The organism is Streptomyces sp. NPDC087845 (genome assembly GCF_044742755.1).
In the GTDB taxonomy this organism is placed as follows: domain Bacteria; phylum Actinomycetota; class Actinomycetes; order Streptomycetales; family Streptomycetaceae; genus Streptomyces.
In genome coordinates, this window is record NZ_JBIUVC010000008.1 from 269347 (window position 1) to 284108 (window position 14762).

At 72.3% G+C, this 14762-nt stretch carries 13 protein-coding genes; 3 read left to right on the forward strand and 10 right to left on the reverse strand.

From position 1 onward, the window contains the following. Window positions 1-45: 45 nt before the first annotated feature. The 9 genes from ACIOMQ_RS22120 to ACIOMQ_RS22160 all read right to left on the reverse strand — a co-directional run bounded on the left by ACIOMQ_RS22120 (window position 46) and on the right by ACIOMQ_RS22160 (window position 11559). Window positions 46-738, reverse strand: a complete 693-nt coding sequence (locus ACIOMQ_RS22120) for an ATP-binding cassette domain-containing protein (RefSeq protein ID WP_362202574.1) — start codon at window positions 736-738, stop codon at window positions 46-48. Next, window positions 731-1648 carry an ABC transporter ATP-binding protein gene (locus ACIOMQ_RS22125; RefSeq protein ID WP_402189951.1) on the reverse strand — a complete coding sequence of 306 codons (918 nt, stop codon included), beginning with the start codon at window positions 1646-1648 and terminating at the stop codon, window positions 731-733. The genes ACIOMQ_RS22120 and ACIOMQ_RS22125 overlap by 8 nt, the downstream gene beginning before the upstream one ends. 122 nt (window positions 1649-1770) lie before the next feature. Next, on the reverse strand, window positions 1771-2628 hold the full coding sequence (locus tag ACIOMQ_RS22130) for an ABC transporter permease (protein WP_401265221.1): 858 nt from the start codon (window positions 2626-2628) through the stop codon (window positions 1771-1773). Continuing rightward, window positions 2621-3586, reverse strand: a complete 966-nt coding sequence (locus ACIOMQ_RS22135) for an ABC transporter permease (protein WP_362202739.1) — start codon at window positions 3584-3586, stop codon at window positions 2621-2623. Before ACIOMQ_RS22135 ends, ACIOMQ_RS22130 begins: the two co-directional genes overlap by 8 nt. A 23-nt stretch (window positions 3587-3609) precedes the next feature. Beyond that, on the reverse strand, window positions 3610-5211 hold the full coding sequence (locus ACIOMQ_RS22140; RefSeq protein WP_401265224.1) for an ABC transporter substrate-binding protein: 1602 nt from the start codon (window positions 5209-5211) through the stop codon (window positions 3610-3612). A 175-nt stretch (window positions 5212-5386) separates the two neighbouring features. Beyond that, entirely contained in the window at window positions 5387-6517 is a 1131-nt protein-coding gene (locus tag ACIOMQ_RS22145; RefSeq protein WP_402189953.1) for an acyl-CoA dehydrogenase family protein, read from the reverse strand. After that, a complete protein-coding gene (locus ACIOMQ_RS22150; RefSeq protein ID WP_401265230.1) occupies window positions 6514-7701 on the reverse strand; it encodes an acyl-CoA dehydrogenase family protein in 1188 nt (395 codons plus the stop codon). Before ACIOMQ_RS22150 ends, ACIOMQ_RS22145 begins: the two co-directional genes overlap by 4 nt. After that, on the reverse strand, window positions 7698-8666 hold the full coding sequence (locus tag ACIOMQ_RS22155; protein ID WP_402189956.1) for an NADPH:quinone oxidoreductase family protein: 969 nt from the start codon (window positions 8664-8666) through the stop codon (window positions 7698-7700). Before ACIOMQ_RS22155 ends, ACIOMQ_RS22150 begins: the two co-directional genes overlap by 4 nt. Before the next feature lie 208 nt (window positions 8667-8874). Then, window positions 8875-11559: a beta-N-acetylglucosaminidase domain-containing protein gene (locus ACIOMQ_RS22160; RefSeq protein ID WP_402189959.1), complete on the reverse strand. Its 2685-nt coding sequence runs from the start codon at window positions 11557-11559 to the stop codon at window positions 8875-8877. A gap of 260 nt (window positions 11560-11819) precedes the next feature. Here ACIOMQ_RS22160 and ACIOMQ_RS22165 point away from each other — a divergent pair, with 260 nt between their 5' ends. The 3 genes from ACIOMQ_RS22165 (at window position 11820) to ACIOMQ_RS22175 (ending at window position 14398) form a co-directional block, all read left to right on the forward strand. Then, complete coding sequence (locus ACIOMQ_RS22165) at window positions 11820-13214, forward strand: rhodanese-like domain-containing protein (protein ID WP_401987382.1); 1395 nt, start codon at window positions 11820-11822, stop codon at window positions 13212-13214. Window positions 13215-13295: 81 nt separating this feature from the next. Next, window positions 13296-13655 carry a rhodanese-like domain-containing protein gene (locus tag ACIOMQ_RS22170; RefSeq protein WP_401265466.1) on the forward strand — a complete coding sequence of 120 codons (360 nt, stop codon included), beginning with the start codon at window positions 13296-13298 and terminating at the stop codon, window positions 13653-13655. Next, entirely contained in the window at window positions 13652-14398 is a 747-nt protein-coding gene (locus ACIOMQ_RS22175) for a sulfite exporter TauE/SafE family protein (RefSeq protein WP_401265242.1), read from the forward strand. The genes ACIOMQ_RS22170 and ACIOMQ_RS22175 overlap by 4 nt, the downstream gene beginning before the upstream one ends. 49 nt (window positions 14399-14447) lie before the next feature. Here ACIOMQ_RS22175 and ACIOMQ_RS22180 read toward each other — a convergent pair whose 3' ends face one another. Further along, window positions 14448-14726 carry a metal-sensitive transcriptional regulator gene (locus ACIOMQ_RS22180; protein ID WP_362202604.1) on the reverse strand — a complete coding sequence of 93 codons (279 nt, stop codon included), beginning with the start codon at window positions 14724-14726 and terminating at the stop codon, window positions 14448-14450. Window positions 14727-14762 lie beyond the last annotated feature (36 nt).

Genomic DNA, 14762 nt, shown 5'->3' on the forward strand with positions numbered 1-14762 from the left:
GATCGTCCCGGTGCCTCCATTGTCGGCCGCGGGGCGGGCATGCCCTCATCCGGCCGGGCTCAGTGCCTCTTCCGACGTGCCGTGCCCGGAGACTTCCTGCCAGCCGACGGTGCGGTCGCACCAGCGTTCCAGCAGCACCCGGTCGTGGCCGACTGCCAGCAGTCCTGCCCCGGACTCGCGTCGGTAGGACTCGACGACCGCGACCAGCGCGGCGGTCGTCGACGCGTCGAGCATGGCCGTCATCTCGTCGCAGATCAGCCAGCGCGGCCGCAGGACCAACGCCCGGGCCAGGCAGGCGCGCTGGAGCTGGCCGTCACTCACCTCGTGCGGACGCCGGTGCAGCAGTTCGGCGGTGAGGCCGACGTCCGGAGCCAGCTCGGCGACCCGGTCCGTCACCTCCGAGCGCCGGCCGGTCGCACGCAGCGGCTGGGCGATGAGTTCGCGCAGGCTGAGCCGGGGATCGGCGGAGAGCCGGGGCTGCTGGAAGACGACACCGACGGCGGTGCGCTGGGCCCGCGGGGCGCGGTGCCGCCAGCCCCGTACCGGTCGGCCGTCGAGAGTGACCGTTCCCGCGTCCGGGCGGTGCAGCAGGGCCGCGACCCTGGCCAGGGTCGATTTGCCGCAGCCGCTCGGGCCCAGCAGTCCGACGGCTTCCCCCGGTCGGATCGTCAGTGAGGCGTCGCGGACCACGGGATCGCGGGAGTCGTATCCGGCCGTGACACGGGTGAGTTCAAGCATGGGCGGACTCCTCCGCGGCTGTCCGCACACCGTGGTGGCAGGCGAGACGGCCGTCGAACGGGGGTGGGACGGAGCACTGTTCGTCGGCGCGGCCGCAACGGGCCGCGAACGCACAGCCGTCGGGGAGCGCTCCGAGTTCCGGCGGCATTCCGGGGACGGGTGCGAAGGCACGCTCCGGCAGGGCGTCGAGGAGTCCGCGGGCGTACGGGTGGCGCGGTCCCGGCTCCCCGAAGAACGGGCCGGCTTCGGCGAGTTCGACGATGCGGCCCGCGTACATCACGGCGACCCGGTCGGCGATCCGCTCGGCGGCCGCCAGGTCGTGGGTGATGATCAGCAGCGCCCGGCCTCCGTCGGTGTGCCTGCGCAGTTCGTCGACGGTCCGCTCGACCAGGTCGCGGTCGAGTCCGGTGGTCGGTTCGTCGGCCAGGAGCAGGGGTGCGTCGCCGATCAGGGCGAGCGCGGTCGCGGCGCGCTGGGCGAGGCCGCCGGAGAGTTCGTGCGGGTACCGGTCCAGGTGGCCGGCCGGGAACGCGGCACGCGCGGCGGCCTGCTCGGCCGCGGCGCGCAGGGCGGGCTTGCGGCTGCCGGTCAGCTCACGGAGGGTCTCCTCCAGTTGGGACCGTACGGTGCGAACCGGGGTGAGGTGGGCCGCGGGGCTCTGCGGTACGAGTCCGACGCGGCGTCCCCGTACCGTGCGGGCGAGGGTCCGTTCGTCGGCGGTGAGGAGATCGGTACCGTCACCGAGCACCGCCGACCCCGCGGTCCGAGCGTTTCCGGGGAGCAGGCCCAGCAGCGCGGAGGCGAGTACCGACTTGCCGCAGCCGCTCTCGCCGACCAGGGCCAGGCACTCCCCCGCCGCGAGGTCGAAGTGTGCGTCGCTGACGGCCGCGACATCACGCTCGCCGCGCATCCGGAAGCGGACGGAGAGGCCGCGGACGGAAAGGACCGGAGGCCGTGATTCCGATGTCTGCGGGTCCGGGGTCCGAGTGCTCGGCGTCTGCGGGTCCGAAGTCTGCGGGTTCGGGGTGCTCTTCACAGCATCAGCTCCGATCGGCGGCGCGGGTTGATCCTCTCCCGCCAGGCACCGGCAAGACCTGCCAGGGCGAGGGTCGGAATGATCAGGAACAGACCGGGGAAGAGCGTCGGCCACCAGTCCCCGGCGAGCAGCGAACCGCGCGCGGTCTGCACGAGGTTGCCGAGGCTCGCCTGGTGGGTGGGCAGTCCGAGCCCCAGGAAGGAGAGCGCGGACTCGTGCCACATGGCGTGCGGCACCATGAGTACCGCGGCAAGGCCCGCCTGCGGGAGGACCGCGGGCAGCAGATGCCGGACGACGACCCGGCCGCGCGAGGCGCCGCCGGAGATCGCCGCGTCGATGTACGGGCGCGAGCGCAGCGACAGGACCTCGGAGCGGACGATGCGGGCCGTCGAGAGCCAGTGGGTGAGGGCGACGGAGACGATCACCGGGCCGACGCCGGGCCGGAACATCGCGACGATGAAGATGCCGAGCAGCAGATGCGGGACGGAGGAGAAGGTGTCCACGAGCCGCATGACGATCCGGTCGGTCCAGCCCCCGAACGCGGCGGCGAGCGCACCGACGGCGGTCCCGATGACGGTGGCGGTGAGTCCGGCGACGATACCGACGAGCAGCGAGACGCGGAGCCCGTAGACGCAGCGCAGGAGCAGATCGCGGCCGACGTCGTCGGTGCCGAACGGGTGCTGCCAGGACGGTGGCCGGAGTTTGGCCGCGAGATCGACGGCCTGCTGGTCGAGCTGGGCCAGGGGCGGTACGAGCAGGATCGCGAGCAGCACCGCGGCGACGATCCCGGCGGAGCTGACCACCCGGATGCGGCGGGTGGTGCGGCGGGCGGGTCCGAGGACGAGTTCAGCCATCGAAGCCCACTCTCGGGTCGGCGATCGCGTACAGCAGATCGGAGAGGAGGTTGCCGAGGACGACCGCCGCGGTGGCGAGCACGGTGAGCGCCGCCAGCAGTGGGAAGTCGACGGAGGTGGCGGCCTGCACGGTGGCGGCGGCGATGCCGGGCCAGCTGAAGACCGTCTCGACGAGCAGGGCGCCGGTGATGAGCTCGGGAACGCGGGAGCCGATCAGGGTGAGCATCGGCAGCATCCCGGAGCGCAGGGCGTGGCCGAGCAGCACGGTGCGTTCGCGCAGTCCGCGGGCGCGGGCGCCGCGTACCGGGTCCTCGTCCAGTGCGTCGGCGACGCCCTGGCGTACGTAGAGGAAGAACCAGGGAAGTTGGGAGATCCCGAGCACGGCCGCGGGGAGCACCAGATGGGAGGCCACCTGCCCGAAGGTGACGGTGTCGCTCGCCGCGTCGGTGAGTCCGCCGGCCGGGAGCACATCGAGTTCGAGGGCGAAGAACCAGATGGCGAGCAGTCCGAGCCAGAAGGCCGGGGCGGCTTCGAGCGTGTACGCGGCGGAGCTGACGCACCGGTCGAGCAGGCCGCCCGGCCTGCGTGCGGCCAGCACACCGAGGCCCGTGCCCAGGACGACGGCGACGAGAAAAGCGCTCGCGGCCAGCAGCACGGACCAGCCCAGGCGTTCGCCGATGACGTCGGCGACCGGCTGGCGCATCACGCTGGAGTCGCCGAGGTCGCCGCTCAACGCGGAGGTCAGCCAGTTCCACCAGCGGGCCACGAGGGGCTGGTCGACACCGAGATTGGCTCGCAGCTGATCGAGGTTCTCCTGCGAGGCGGTGAGACCGGCCGTGCCCGCGTACGCCTTGACCGGGTCGAAGGGGGAGGCGGCGGCGACGGCGAACACGCCGAACGTCACGGCGGCCAGGACGGGGACGGCGAGGAGCACCCGCCGGCCCGCCATCCTGCCCATCGGCCCCCAGGGGAGGCGGTGGTTCACTTCTTCGGCGTCCAGTCCTCGACGTTCCACCACGGACCGGATGCCAGGCCGTGGTCGTGTGGTTCGACCTGGGTGGTGAGGGCGCCGAAACGGTCCTTCACGACGTAGAGGTGGTCGATGTGGGTGAGGAAGGTGTAGCCGGGGTTCTTCACCAGTTCGCGCTGGACGGTGTCGTAGGCGGCCTTGCGTGCGGCCTTGCCGCCGCTCCTGCGTCCCGCTTCGAGGGCCTGGTCGACGGCCTTGTTGTCGTACCAGGCCATGTTGTTGAATCCGTCGCCCGCGAGCGAGGACTTCAGCAGGGTGTACTGGTCGAAGTCGGGGTCGGCGGGCGAACCGCCGCCCGCGAGGACCGCGTCCTGCTTCATCCGGGGCTCGATGACCTCCCAGGTCCCGGCCTCGGTGGTGATGTCGATGCCGGCCTTCTTGGCGTCGGAGGCGTAGGCGAGTGCGTGGTCCTGGCGGAGCTTGTCCCCGGTGAGGTACCAGAGCGGGAACGCGGCGCGCACGCCGTCCTTGCTGCGGATGCCGTCCTTGCCCGGCTTCCACCCGGCGTCGTCGAGGATCTTCTGCGCGGCGGTCAGGTCGTGGGCGCGTTCGGTGCCCTTGGTGAACCACTCGCTGTCGGTGGGGACGGGCCCGTAGGCGGCCCTGCCCTCGCCGTTGAGTATGGAGTCGACCATGGCCTGCCGGTCGACGGCGACGTCGAGGGCGCGCCGGATCGCGGTGTCGCCCGCGACCTTGTTGTGGGTGGGCAGGGTCACGGTGCGGTAGTCGTACGTGGTGGCGGCGTACGTCCGCGTTCCGCTGTCGCGTGCGAAGCCCTTGGCAAGGTTGGGCGGCAGGATCGCGCCGTCGAGCTCGCCGGAGCGCAGCCGGGTGGCGCGTACGTCGTCGTCCTTGATGATCGCCATGGTGAACCTCTTCACCTTCGGCGCGCCGCCCCAGTAGTCGGGGTTGGCCCTGAAGCTGAGCTTCTCGCCCTTGGACCACTTGGTGAGGAGGTACGGTCCGGTGCCGATGGGACGGGTGGTGAAGGCGCCGGTGTTGACGTCCTGCCGGCCCGCGACGTGTTCGGGGGCGATGGGCAGAACGGTGCGCTGGGCGAAGGGTGCGTAGGGGTACTTGAGCGTGAAGACAACCGTGTCGTCGCCGGACGCCTCGACGCTCCGCACCGCGTCGAGTTCGGTGCGGGAGGCGTTGTTGGTCTTCTCGTCCAGGATGGTGCGGTAGGTGAAGACGACGTCCTTGGCGCCGAACGGCTTCCCGTCGCTGAACTTCACGCCCCGGCGGAGTTTGTACGTGTACGTCAGTCCGTCGGCGCTCACCTCGGGCAGCGCGGTGGCGAGCGCGGGCCGCAGTTTCATGTGCGCGTCGAGGGCGAGCAGCCCGTCGAAGATCTTGGAGTTGCCGTCCTTGCCGTAGCCCAGCAGCGGGCTGAGGCTGTCGGGCTCGTAGGCGATTCCGACCACCGCCGAGTCCCCCGCACCCGAACCGGAGTCGCCGCCCGAGCCACCCGGCTGTGAGCAGGCTGCCGCGGTCAACGACAGCACGGTCGCCAGTGTCACGGCGACCGCTCCCCGTATCGATCGGCCCGTCATACTCTGCACATCCCTTATTGAAGATCGACTGTTATTGCGAACTGATCGCAATTAAACAACAGGTAAAGGGATGCCCGGTACCACGCCGGACGACCGGAACAAGGGAGCGGAGGTGCGCGTCCACGCATCTCCGCTCCCAAGTCCCGCAGCGCCGCAGGCCGTTCGTTCTCCTCTCCTACGGCGCGGGCAGTTCGGCCAGCCCGGCAATCACCTCGCGATGGTGCCCGGCCGTCCCGTACGCGATCGAGTCGGCCTTGGCTCGCTTGAGATACAGGTGCGCCGGATGCTCCCAGGTCATGCCGATGCCGCCGTGCAGCTGAATGCACTCCTCCGCCGCGCGCACCGCTGCCTTCGAGCAGTACGCCTGGGCCACGGCCACCGCCAACGGCGTGTCGGGGCTGCCGGTCGCGAGGGCGTCCGCGGCGTTGCGCGCCGCGGCGCGGGCCGACACCACGTCCAGCCAGATGTGCGCCATGCGGTGTTTGAGGGCCTGGAACGAGCCGACCGGCCGGTTGAACTGGTGCCGTTCCCGGGTGTAGCGGACCGTCTCGGTCAGGCACCACTCGGCGATTCCGAGCTGCTCGGAGGCGAGCAGTCCGGCGCCCGTCAGCAGCCCCCGGCGTACGGCGGAGACCGCGGACGCGCCGTCGGCCAGGCGGGTTCCGGCGGCCCCGGCGAGGGTGGCGGTGGCGAGCGGACGGGTCAGGTCGAGCGGGACGAGGGGGGCGACGGTGACCCCTGCGGCGGCGGTCTCCACCGCGTACAGGCCATCGGTCGTGGGCACCAGCAGCACATCGGCCGCGGACGCGTCGGCGACCCCGGTCACGGTCCCCTCCAGCGCGCCGGCCACGACGCCGGCCGGTTGGGCCGCGCCGGGCTCCGGGGCGGAGAACGGCACGGCGAGGACCGCGGACTTCCGCCCGGCGGCGAGGTCGCCGAGGAGTTCGGCGACCGGTCCGTCCTGTGCTCCCAGCGCCAGAAGCGTCTCGGTGGCGACGACCGCGCTGGTCAGGTACGGCGCGGGGGCGACGCTGCGACCCAGTTCCTCCAGCACCACGGCGGCCTCGCGGTGGCCTGCGCCCTGCCCGCCCAGTTCCTCCGGCACCAGCAGTCCGGCGGCGCCGATGCCGGCGGCGAGGGCCTTCCAGAGCTGCGGATCGTACGGCGTGCCGGACTCGACGCGGGCGAGCACCGCCGTCGCGTCGCACCGGTCGGCGAGCAGCGAACGCACGGCTGCCCGCAGATCCTCCTCGGTCTGCGAGTACAGCAGATCGGGCGCCTGGGTCTCTTCGGTCGGTACGGTCATCGGGCCAGGTCCTTCCAGGGGACGTCCTTGTCGTCGCGCGGCTCGGCGGGCAGGCCGAGGACGCGCTCGGCGACGATGTTGAGCAGCACCTCGCTGGTGCCGCCCTCGATGGAGTTGCCCCTGGAGCGGAGATAGCGGTATCCGGCGTCACGTCCGGTGAAGTCGACGAACTCCGGGCGGCGCATGGTCCAGTCGCCGTACAGCAGACCTTCCTCGCCGAGGAGTTCGACTTCCAGGCCGCTGATCTCCTGGTTGAGGCGGGCGAAGGCGAGCTTCATGCCGGAGCCCTCGGGGCCGGGCTGTCCGGCGACGAGTTGCTGGCGCAGCCGGGTGCCGGTGAGCCTGGCGACCTCGGCCTCGACCCAGAGGGTCAACAGGCGCTGGTGGAGGTCGTGGGTCCGCAGTTCGGGGCGTTCGCGCCAGGTGCGGGCGACCGGTGCGATCATGCCGCCCTCGCGCGGGACGCGTGCCCCGCCGATGGAGACCCGCTCGTTCATCAAGGTGGTCCGGGCCACTTTCCAGCCCTCGCCCACCGGGCCGAGACGCCTGCTGTCCGGGATGCGTACGCCGGTCAGGAAGACCTCGTTGAACTCGGCCTCGCCGGTGATCTGGCGCAGCGGCCTGACCTCGACGCCGGGGTCGGTCATGTCGCAGATGAAGTAGCTGATGCCGCGGTGCTTGGGCTGGTCCGGGTCGGTGCGGGCGATGAGGATCGCCCAGCGGGCCAGATGGGCGCTGGACGTCCAGACCTTCTGTCCGTCGACCACCCATTCCTCGCCGTCGGGGACGGCGCGGGTGCCGAGGGCCGCGAGGTCGGAGCCGGCGCCCGGTTCGCTGAAGAGCTGGCACCAGACCTCCTCGCCGACCCACAACGGCCGCAGGAAGCGCTGCTTCTGTTCGTCGGTGCCGTAGCCGAGGATGGTGGGCGCGGCCATGCCGAGGCCGATGCCGATCCGGCGCGGGTCGTTGTCGGGAGCACCCGCGGCGGCGAGTTCGGCGTCGACGGCGGACTGCAGGGTGCGCGGCGCGTCGAGGCCACCGAGGCCGAGCGGATAGTGCACCCAGGCGAGTCCGGCGTCGAAGCGGGCCTTGAGGAAGTCGGTGCGGTCGGTGGTGGCCGGGGGGTGTGCGGCCAGCAGGTCCTGGGTGCGGCGGCGGAGTTCGGCCGCGTCGGGGGTGGTCATCGGGCGGCTCCTGCCGGGAGGACGACGATCCGGCCGGTGCTGGCGCCGTCGGCGACCCGCTGGACGGCGGCCGCGGCCCCGGCCAGTGGGGCCCGCTCGCTGACCAGCGGCTTGATGACGCCCTGCGCCGAGAGACGGGTGAGTTCGTCGTGGCAGGCACGCACGGCCGCCGGGTCCTGGGTGTTGTACAGGCCCCAGTGGAGCCCGGCGATCGAGTAGTTCTTGACAAGGGCGTGGTTCAGCGCCGGAGCGGGGATGGCGCCGCTCGCGAATCCGACGACGATCACCCGGCCCTCGAAGGCGATGCACTTGACTGACGCGGCGTACGCGTCGCCGCCGACCGGGTCGTACACAACGTCGGCGCCGCGTCCGCCGGTGGCTTCCTTGACGGCGGCGACGATGTTCTCGCTGCGGCGGTCGACGACCAGGTCGCAGCCGAGCTCACTGGCGGCCTCGGCCTTCTCGGGGCCTCCCACGACGCCGATGACGGTGGCTCCGGCGGCCTTGCCCAGCTGGACGGCCGCGCTGCCGACACCACCGGCCGCCGCATGGACCAGGAGTGTCTCGCCCGCCTGGAGGTGCGCCCGGCGGTGCAGGCCGAACCAGCCGGTCTGGTAGCCGATGTGCAGGGCGGCCGCCTCGGCGTCGTCGAGCGCCTCCGGGGCGGACAGCAGGGCCGCCTCGTCCGCGACGACGTATTCGGCGAGTCCCCCGTCCGGCAGGGCGGGGGTGGCCAGGACCCGCCGCCCGTCCGGTGTCCGGCCGCAGATCTCCACGCCGGGGGTGAACGGCAGTGGTGGCTGCACCTGGTACTGGCCGCGGCAGAGCAGCGCGTCGGGGAAATTGACGTTCGCCGCGAGCACCTCGATGAGCACCTGCCCGTCGCCGGGCGTGGGCCGGTCGGTCTCTTCGAGCCGCATCACCTCGCTCGGCTCGCCGTTCCGGTGCACTCGCCATGCCTGCATGAGGGGCCTCCACAACACTGTCGGCATTACCACTGCTCCGGCGCATACTAAGCGGTCGCTTGCCCCTCTGGGAACAACCTGCCGCGCCGGTTTCGGCCGGGGCGTACAGGGACGCGCCCGGTCCGGCCCGAAGCGGTTCGGGCCGGACCGGGCGTGAGACCGGTGGAGTCGGCGGGCGGCGCCCCGGCCGTGATTCGCCGGGCGGCCCTCAGCCCTGCCCGGCCACCACTTCGGCGATCTGCGGCGCCGCCGACCCCGCGCTCCAGACGAGGCGAACGGCGTCGGCCGTACTGTCCCCACCGGACACCACGGTGTACGGGCCGTCGAGCGCACCGATGGTCCGCCACTCCCCATCGGCGCCCCGCAGCTGGATGTCGGCGCGGCCCGCGGCCCCGGCCGGCTGGAGAACGGTGACGGAGCGAACAGGACGCCCGGCGGCGAGCCCCACCTCCAGCGACTCCCCGACCTCCGGGGCACGGGCCGCCCGGTAGACGGTGCCGGGGTCTCCGTCGGACGCCGCCCGCAGCGTGGATCCGGTCGCGGCGGGCGGTCCGCCCGTCACCGCGCCGTCCTCGGTGGCGACGCCGAACTCCCGTACGACGAGCCAGTTGTCCTGGCCCGCGGTCGCCCGCGCCCGCACATAGCGGGCCTTCGTTCCGGCGGGCGCGGTCGTGGTGACGTCCGGCTTCCCGGAGAAGGCGGTGAGCTGCTGCCAGCTCTGCCCGTCGGCCGAGTACTCGAGCACCCCTTCGTGGAGGTAGTCCTCGGTGCTGCCGGGCTTGGCCATGGCGAGGGTGATGTCGCCGATGTCCCGCGCCCGGCCCAGGTCCACGGTGATCCCGTCACCGGCGGCGGGCGCCCCGTCGCTCCAGAAGTAGGTGGAGTCGTCACCGTCCAGCATCCGCGCGAGCGTGTTGCTCTGGTACGTGCCCAGGCTGGTCGACGCGGAGGGCCGCCCGTTCACCCCGAGGATCCGGTCGTGCTCGGCGTTCGCCGCGTCGATGAACCGGTCCAGCACCCCGTCCCCGACGACGACCGGCACCTTGCGGCCGTCGAGGCCGGTGTACATGAAGGACTTCGCCGCGGCGACCTGCGCGGGCAGCTGCTGCCGGAGTTCCCAGGCCCGCGCTCCCTTTCCGGCGCGGGCCGCCTCGACCATGCGCAGGGCGGTACGGGCGGCAGTGGCCCAGGACTCGGTGGCGTCCAGCCAGGGGCCGGAGTCGGCGATGAAGCCGCGGTCCGGGAGGTGGCCGCGCAACCGGTCGGGGGCGGAGCCGAGCGCACTGAGCACCGCGGTGAGCCGCGCGGCGTCACCGGATGTCCAGTAGTCGGCGAACTCCGCCGCCAGTTCGGGGGCCTGGTCCTTGTTGAGGGCCGAGCTGTAGTTGACGTCGGCGAAGGCCCGCAGCGCCTTCTCGGTACGGGGGTCTCCGCCCGCGTACTCCTTCAGTCCCGCGCCCCATGAGGTGCGGGGGTCGTACGCGGCGTCGTTCCAGGCGTAGTCGGAAACGGTGTGGAGCGCGATCTTCGAGGCGTACGGCTGGATCATCGGGTTGGCGGTGATCCCCGCCAGCTCGCCGGGCAGCCCCTTCTCCCGCCCGTTGAACGGCCCGAGCAGCAATCGGTCGGTCGCGTAGTCGTTGACCGGGTAGTTGTCCCAGGTCAGGATCGGGTGGTCGAAGACCGCGCGGGCGGCCTGGGCCTGTGCGACGGTCATCGTCGGCGCGACGACTCCGACCCCGGTCCATTCGACGAGGACATCGGGGTCGAGCTGCTCGGCCAGCGCCTTCTTGTACGGCGACGCGGCGACGTCGTAGTACTCGGTGGGGACCATCTGGAGCGGCTGGGCGCCCGGGTGGGTGGAGATGAACTCCTTGTTCACCCGGTTGAGCAGATGGGCCTGCGCCGCACCCGCCGCACCGCCGCCGGTCCCCCACTTCGCCTTGTCCTCGGCGCAGTTCCAGTCGGTGTAGCTGATGTCGTCGAGCGGTACGGCGAAGGTCCGTACGCCGATGTCCCAGATCGTCTGGAACTTGTCCACCAGCGCCTTGGCGTCGGCGTCCGAGCTGTAGCAGACGGAGAGGCCGGGCGAGAGCGCGTAGGTGAACTTCACGTGCCGCTGGACGGCGCGGTCGGTGAGCTCCTTGATCTGGGCCAACCGGTCGGCGGGGTAGGCGTCGCGCCACTTCGCGCGCAGATACGGGTCGTCCTTCGGCGAGTACACGTAGATGTTCATCTTGTGCTCGCCGTAGTAGTCGAGCTGGTCGAGCCGGGCCTCGTGCGACCACGGGGTGCCGTAGAAGCCCTCGATGACGCCGCGCAGGGCGGTGCCGGGCCAGTCCCGTACGGCGAGTCCGGCGACCTGGGTGCCCGGATGCTTCGCCCCCGGCAGGACTTGACGCAGGGTCTGCGCGGCGTAGTACGTGCCGGTGGTGTCCTTGCCGGCGAGGACGATGCGCCCGGCGCCGACACCGAGGACATAGCCGTCGGCGGGCAGCGCTGACGGGCCGTCGAGGTGCTGGGCGGCGAGCGCGGCGGAGTCGCCGACATGGACGGTGAGCCCGCTCCTGCCGGGTCTGTCGCTGCGCACGACGCGCTGCGCGCCGGCCCTGCGCAGCGCGGTCTCCACCACCTTCAGGGACGGCTCGTCGGAGACCGGGCCCGCCACCAGGGTGACGGTGGGGCTGATGGTGATCCGGTCGGGCCGGCTCTTCACCGACTGCGGGGTCGGCGTGATGGCGGGCGTTCTCCGCCCCTCGGCGGCTTTCGCCGCCGGGCCGGCGGTCCGGGTGGTGTCGGCTGCCTGGGCGGGCGGCGCGGCGGTCAGCAGACCGGCTGCGAGCAGGGTCGCCGCCATACCGAACGCGGTGAGACGGGGTGGGCGAGGCGTCACAGGTCCTCCATTGATCACTCAGGTCACCGGAGTCGCACAACACAACAACACTGAATTCAACATCGTGTCGCTTACATGTCAATGGTCTGGACAACATCAACACGTGGACCTGCGGTTTTGCCTTCAGAAGCGATACCCACGCATGCGCGACGGAGAACATCCGTGCGCTCCACTCGGGCGAGAAATACCCCCTGGGGTATAAGTGTTAATCTGGAGAACAGATACCCCCCGGGGTAACCCGAATCGGAAGGAGCCGTGTCATGTTCTTCGTCGACACCTTGGAGACGGCGGGCCTCGGCAATCGCAGCTATCTGGCGGGCGGCCGGCGGACCGCCGTGGTCGTGGATCCGCCGCGCGACATCGACCGGGTCATATCGGCGGCCGCCCTGCGCGGTGTGCGGATCGCCGTGGTGGTGGAGACGCATCTGCACAACGACTACGTGTCCGGCGGCCTGGAACTGGCGCGCGTCACCGGGGCCCGGTACCTGGTGCCGGCCGCGGCGGAGGTCTCCTTCACCCGGGTTCCGGTGGCCGACGGCGACACCGCACCGGTCGACGACGGCCTCGTCCTGCGCGCGCTCGCCACTCCCGGGCACACCCCGCACCACACGTCGTACGTGCTGGAGGAGCACGGTCGCGCCGTCGCCGCCTTCACCGGGGGCTCACTGCTGATCGGCGGTGTGGGGCGGCCGGACCTGGTGGAGCCGCGGCTCACCGCCGCACTGGCCCGCGCCCAGCACGCCTCCGCACACCGGCTCGCCGACGAGCTCGAAGACGCCGTTCCCGTGCTGCCGACGCATGGCTTCGGCAGCTTCTGCTCCTCCTCGCAGACCGGGGGAACGGCGACGACCATCGGCGACGCGCGCAAGCACAACGACGCACTGGTCAAGGACGTGGACACCTTCGTCGCCGAGCTGCTCGCCGGTCTCGACGACGTACCCGCCTACTACGCGCACATGGGACCGGCCAACGCGGCGGGCCCCGGTCCGCTCGATCTGACCCCGCCCGGCACGGCCGACGCCGAGGAGATCTCCCGGCGGCTGGCCGCGGGCGAGTGGGTGGTGGATCTGCGCAGCCGGGTGGCGTTCGCCGAGGGCCATGTCGCCGGATCGTTCAATTTCGAGGGCGAGGGACAGCTCGCGACCTACCTGGCCTGGCTGATCCCGTGGGGGAAGCCGGTCACCCTGCTGTCGAGCACGGCCGACGAAGTCGCGCGGGCGCAGCGGGAGTTGTCGCGCGTCGGCATGGGCCGGCCGGTGGCCGCGGCCACCGGCGGCCCCGAGGACTGGGTACGCGAGCCGGCGGATCTGCGGTCCTTCCGCAGGTCCGACTTCGCGGGCCTGGCGGCCGCTCGGGCGCTCGGCGAGGACCTCGTGGTCCTCGATGTGCGCAGGGACGCCGAACACGGCGTCGGCGCCATCACGGGGGCGGTGCACATCCCGGTCCACGAATTGCCCCGACGGCTGGCCGAGGTGCCGCCGGGCGTCGTGTGGGTGCACTGCGCGGGCGGGATGCGGGCGGCGATCGCCGCGTCGGTGCTGGATGCGGCGGGACGCGAGGTGGTGGCCGTCGACGACGGCTTCGATGCGGCGGCAGCGGCGGGCCTGAGCCTGGCCGTCCCCGCTCCCACGTCCTCCCCCGCGTCCGCGGCCTGACCGCACGGCACCCTCACCCGCACCCGCACCCGCACCCGCACCCGCACCCGCACCCGAGGATCGTTCTCCATGTCCTTCCTGATGTCCTTCTTCCGACGCGGCCCCGGCCGCGTGACCCCGGCCGAGGCCGCCCGGCGGGTCGCCGACGGCACGGCGGTTCTGCTCGACGTACGTGAATCGTCCGAGTGGCACGCCGGGCACGCCCCGGATGCGATCCACCTGCCGCTGTCCCGGCTCGCCGGGGGTGCGTCGCTGCCGGACTCGGCGGCGGGCCGTCAGGTGGTGGTGATCTGCCGCTCCGGCAACCGGTCCCGGCAGGCGGCCCGGATGGTCGCCGACCGCGGCTCGCGGACCGTCGACGTCGTGGGCGGCATGACCGCGTGGGCCGCCGAGGGGCTGCCCGTGCGCGACCGGCGCGGGGCGGCGGGAACCGTCGCATGAGCACGCTGATCCTGGCGCTGGCCGCCGGGGCGGTGGTGGGTCTGGCGCTCGGCGGGCTGGGGGGCGGCGGAAGCGTACTCGCCGTTCCCGCCCTGATCTACCTGCTCGGCTTCACCCCGGCCGCCGCCACCACGGCCGGCCTGCTCATCGTCATCGCCACATCCCTCACCGGGCTGGTCGCCCATGCCGGGGAGGGCAGGGTCCGCTGGCGGACCGGCGGGCTCTTCGCCGCGGCCGGAATCGTTCCGGCCGCGGTCGCCGGGGCCCTGTCCGCGCGGATTCCGTCCGGGGTGCTCACGGCGGCGTTCGCCGGGCTCGCGGTGGTCGCCGCGGTACGGATGCTCCGCCCCCGGACCGGGCCGGCGCCGCAGGACACCGTGTCCGCCGGGCGGGCCGCGCGGGCGGGCGCCGGGCTCGGCGCCGTGACCGGGTTCCTCGGCGTGGGCGGCGGGTTTCTCGCGGTGCCCACGCTGGTCACCGTGGTGGCCGTCCCGATGAGCGAGGCGGTCGGTACCAGCCTGCTGGTCATCACGGTGAACTCCACGGCCGCTCTGGTCACCCGCCTCGCCACACCGACCGCGCTGGACTGGGCGGTGATCGCCCCGTTCACGGCGACGGCGGTGCTCGGGGCCTGGGACGGGCGGCGCCTGGCCGCGAAGGTGTCCACCGCGGCGCTGCAGCGGATCTTCGGCGCGGCGCTGCTGGCCGTGGCCGTGTTCATGCTCGTCGACGCCGTCGTGTGAGCCGCGGCGTCGCCCCCGGCCCTGCCCCTGCCCCCGCCCGGCTCCTGGCTCAGGCCAGCGAGAGAAAGAGCTTCTCCAGTCGCGCCCGCATCTGGTCGCGGTCCGCCGGCTCGGCGCCGCCGTCGGCCATGCAGTGCTGCAGGCCCGTCGCGATGATCGCGAAACCGGCCCGGTCGAGCGCCCGGGACACGGCCGCCATCTGCGTGATGACGTCCTCGCAGTCCCGGCCCTCCTCGATCATCTTGATGATCCCGGCGAGCTGGCCCTGAGCGCGGCGAAGGCGGTTGAGAACCGATTTCAGTTCGTCGGCCGCCAAGTCGAGTTCCACAACATCCTCCTCCTGATACCCCGAGGGGTATTCTAA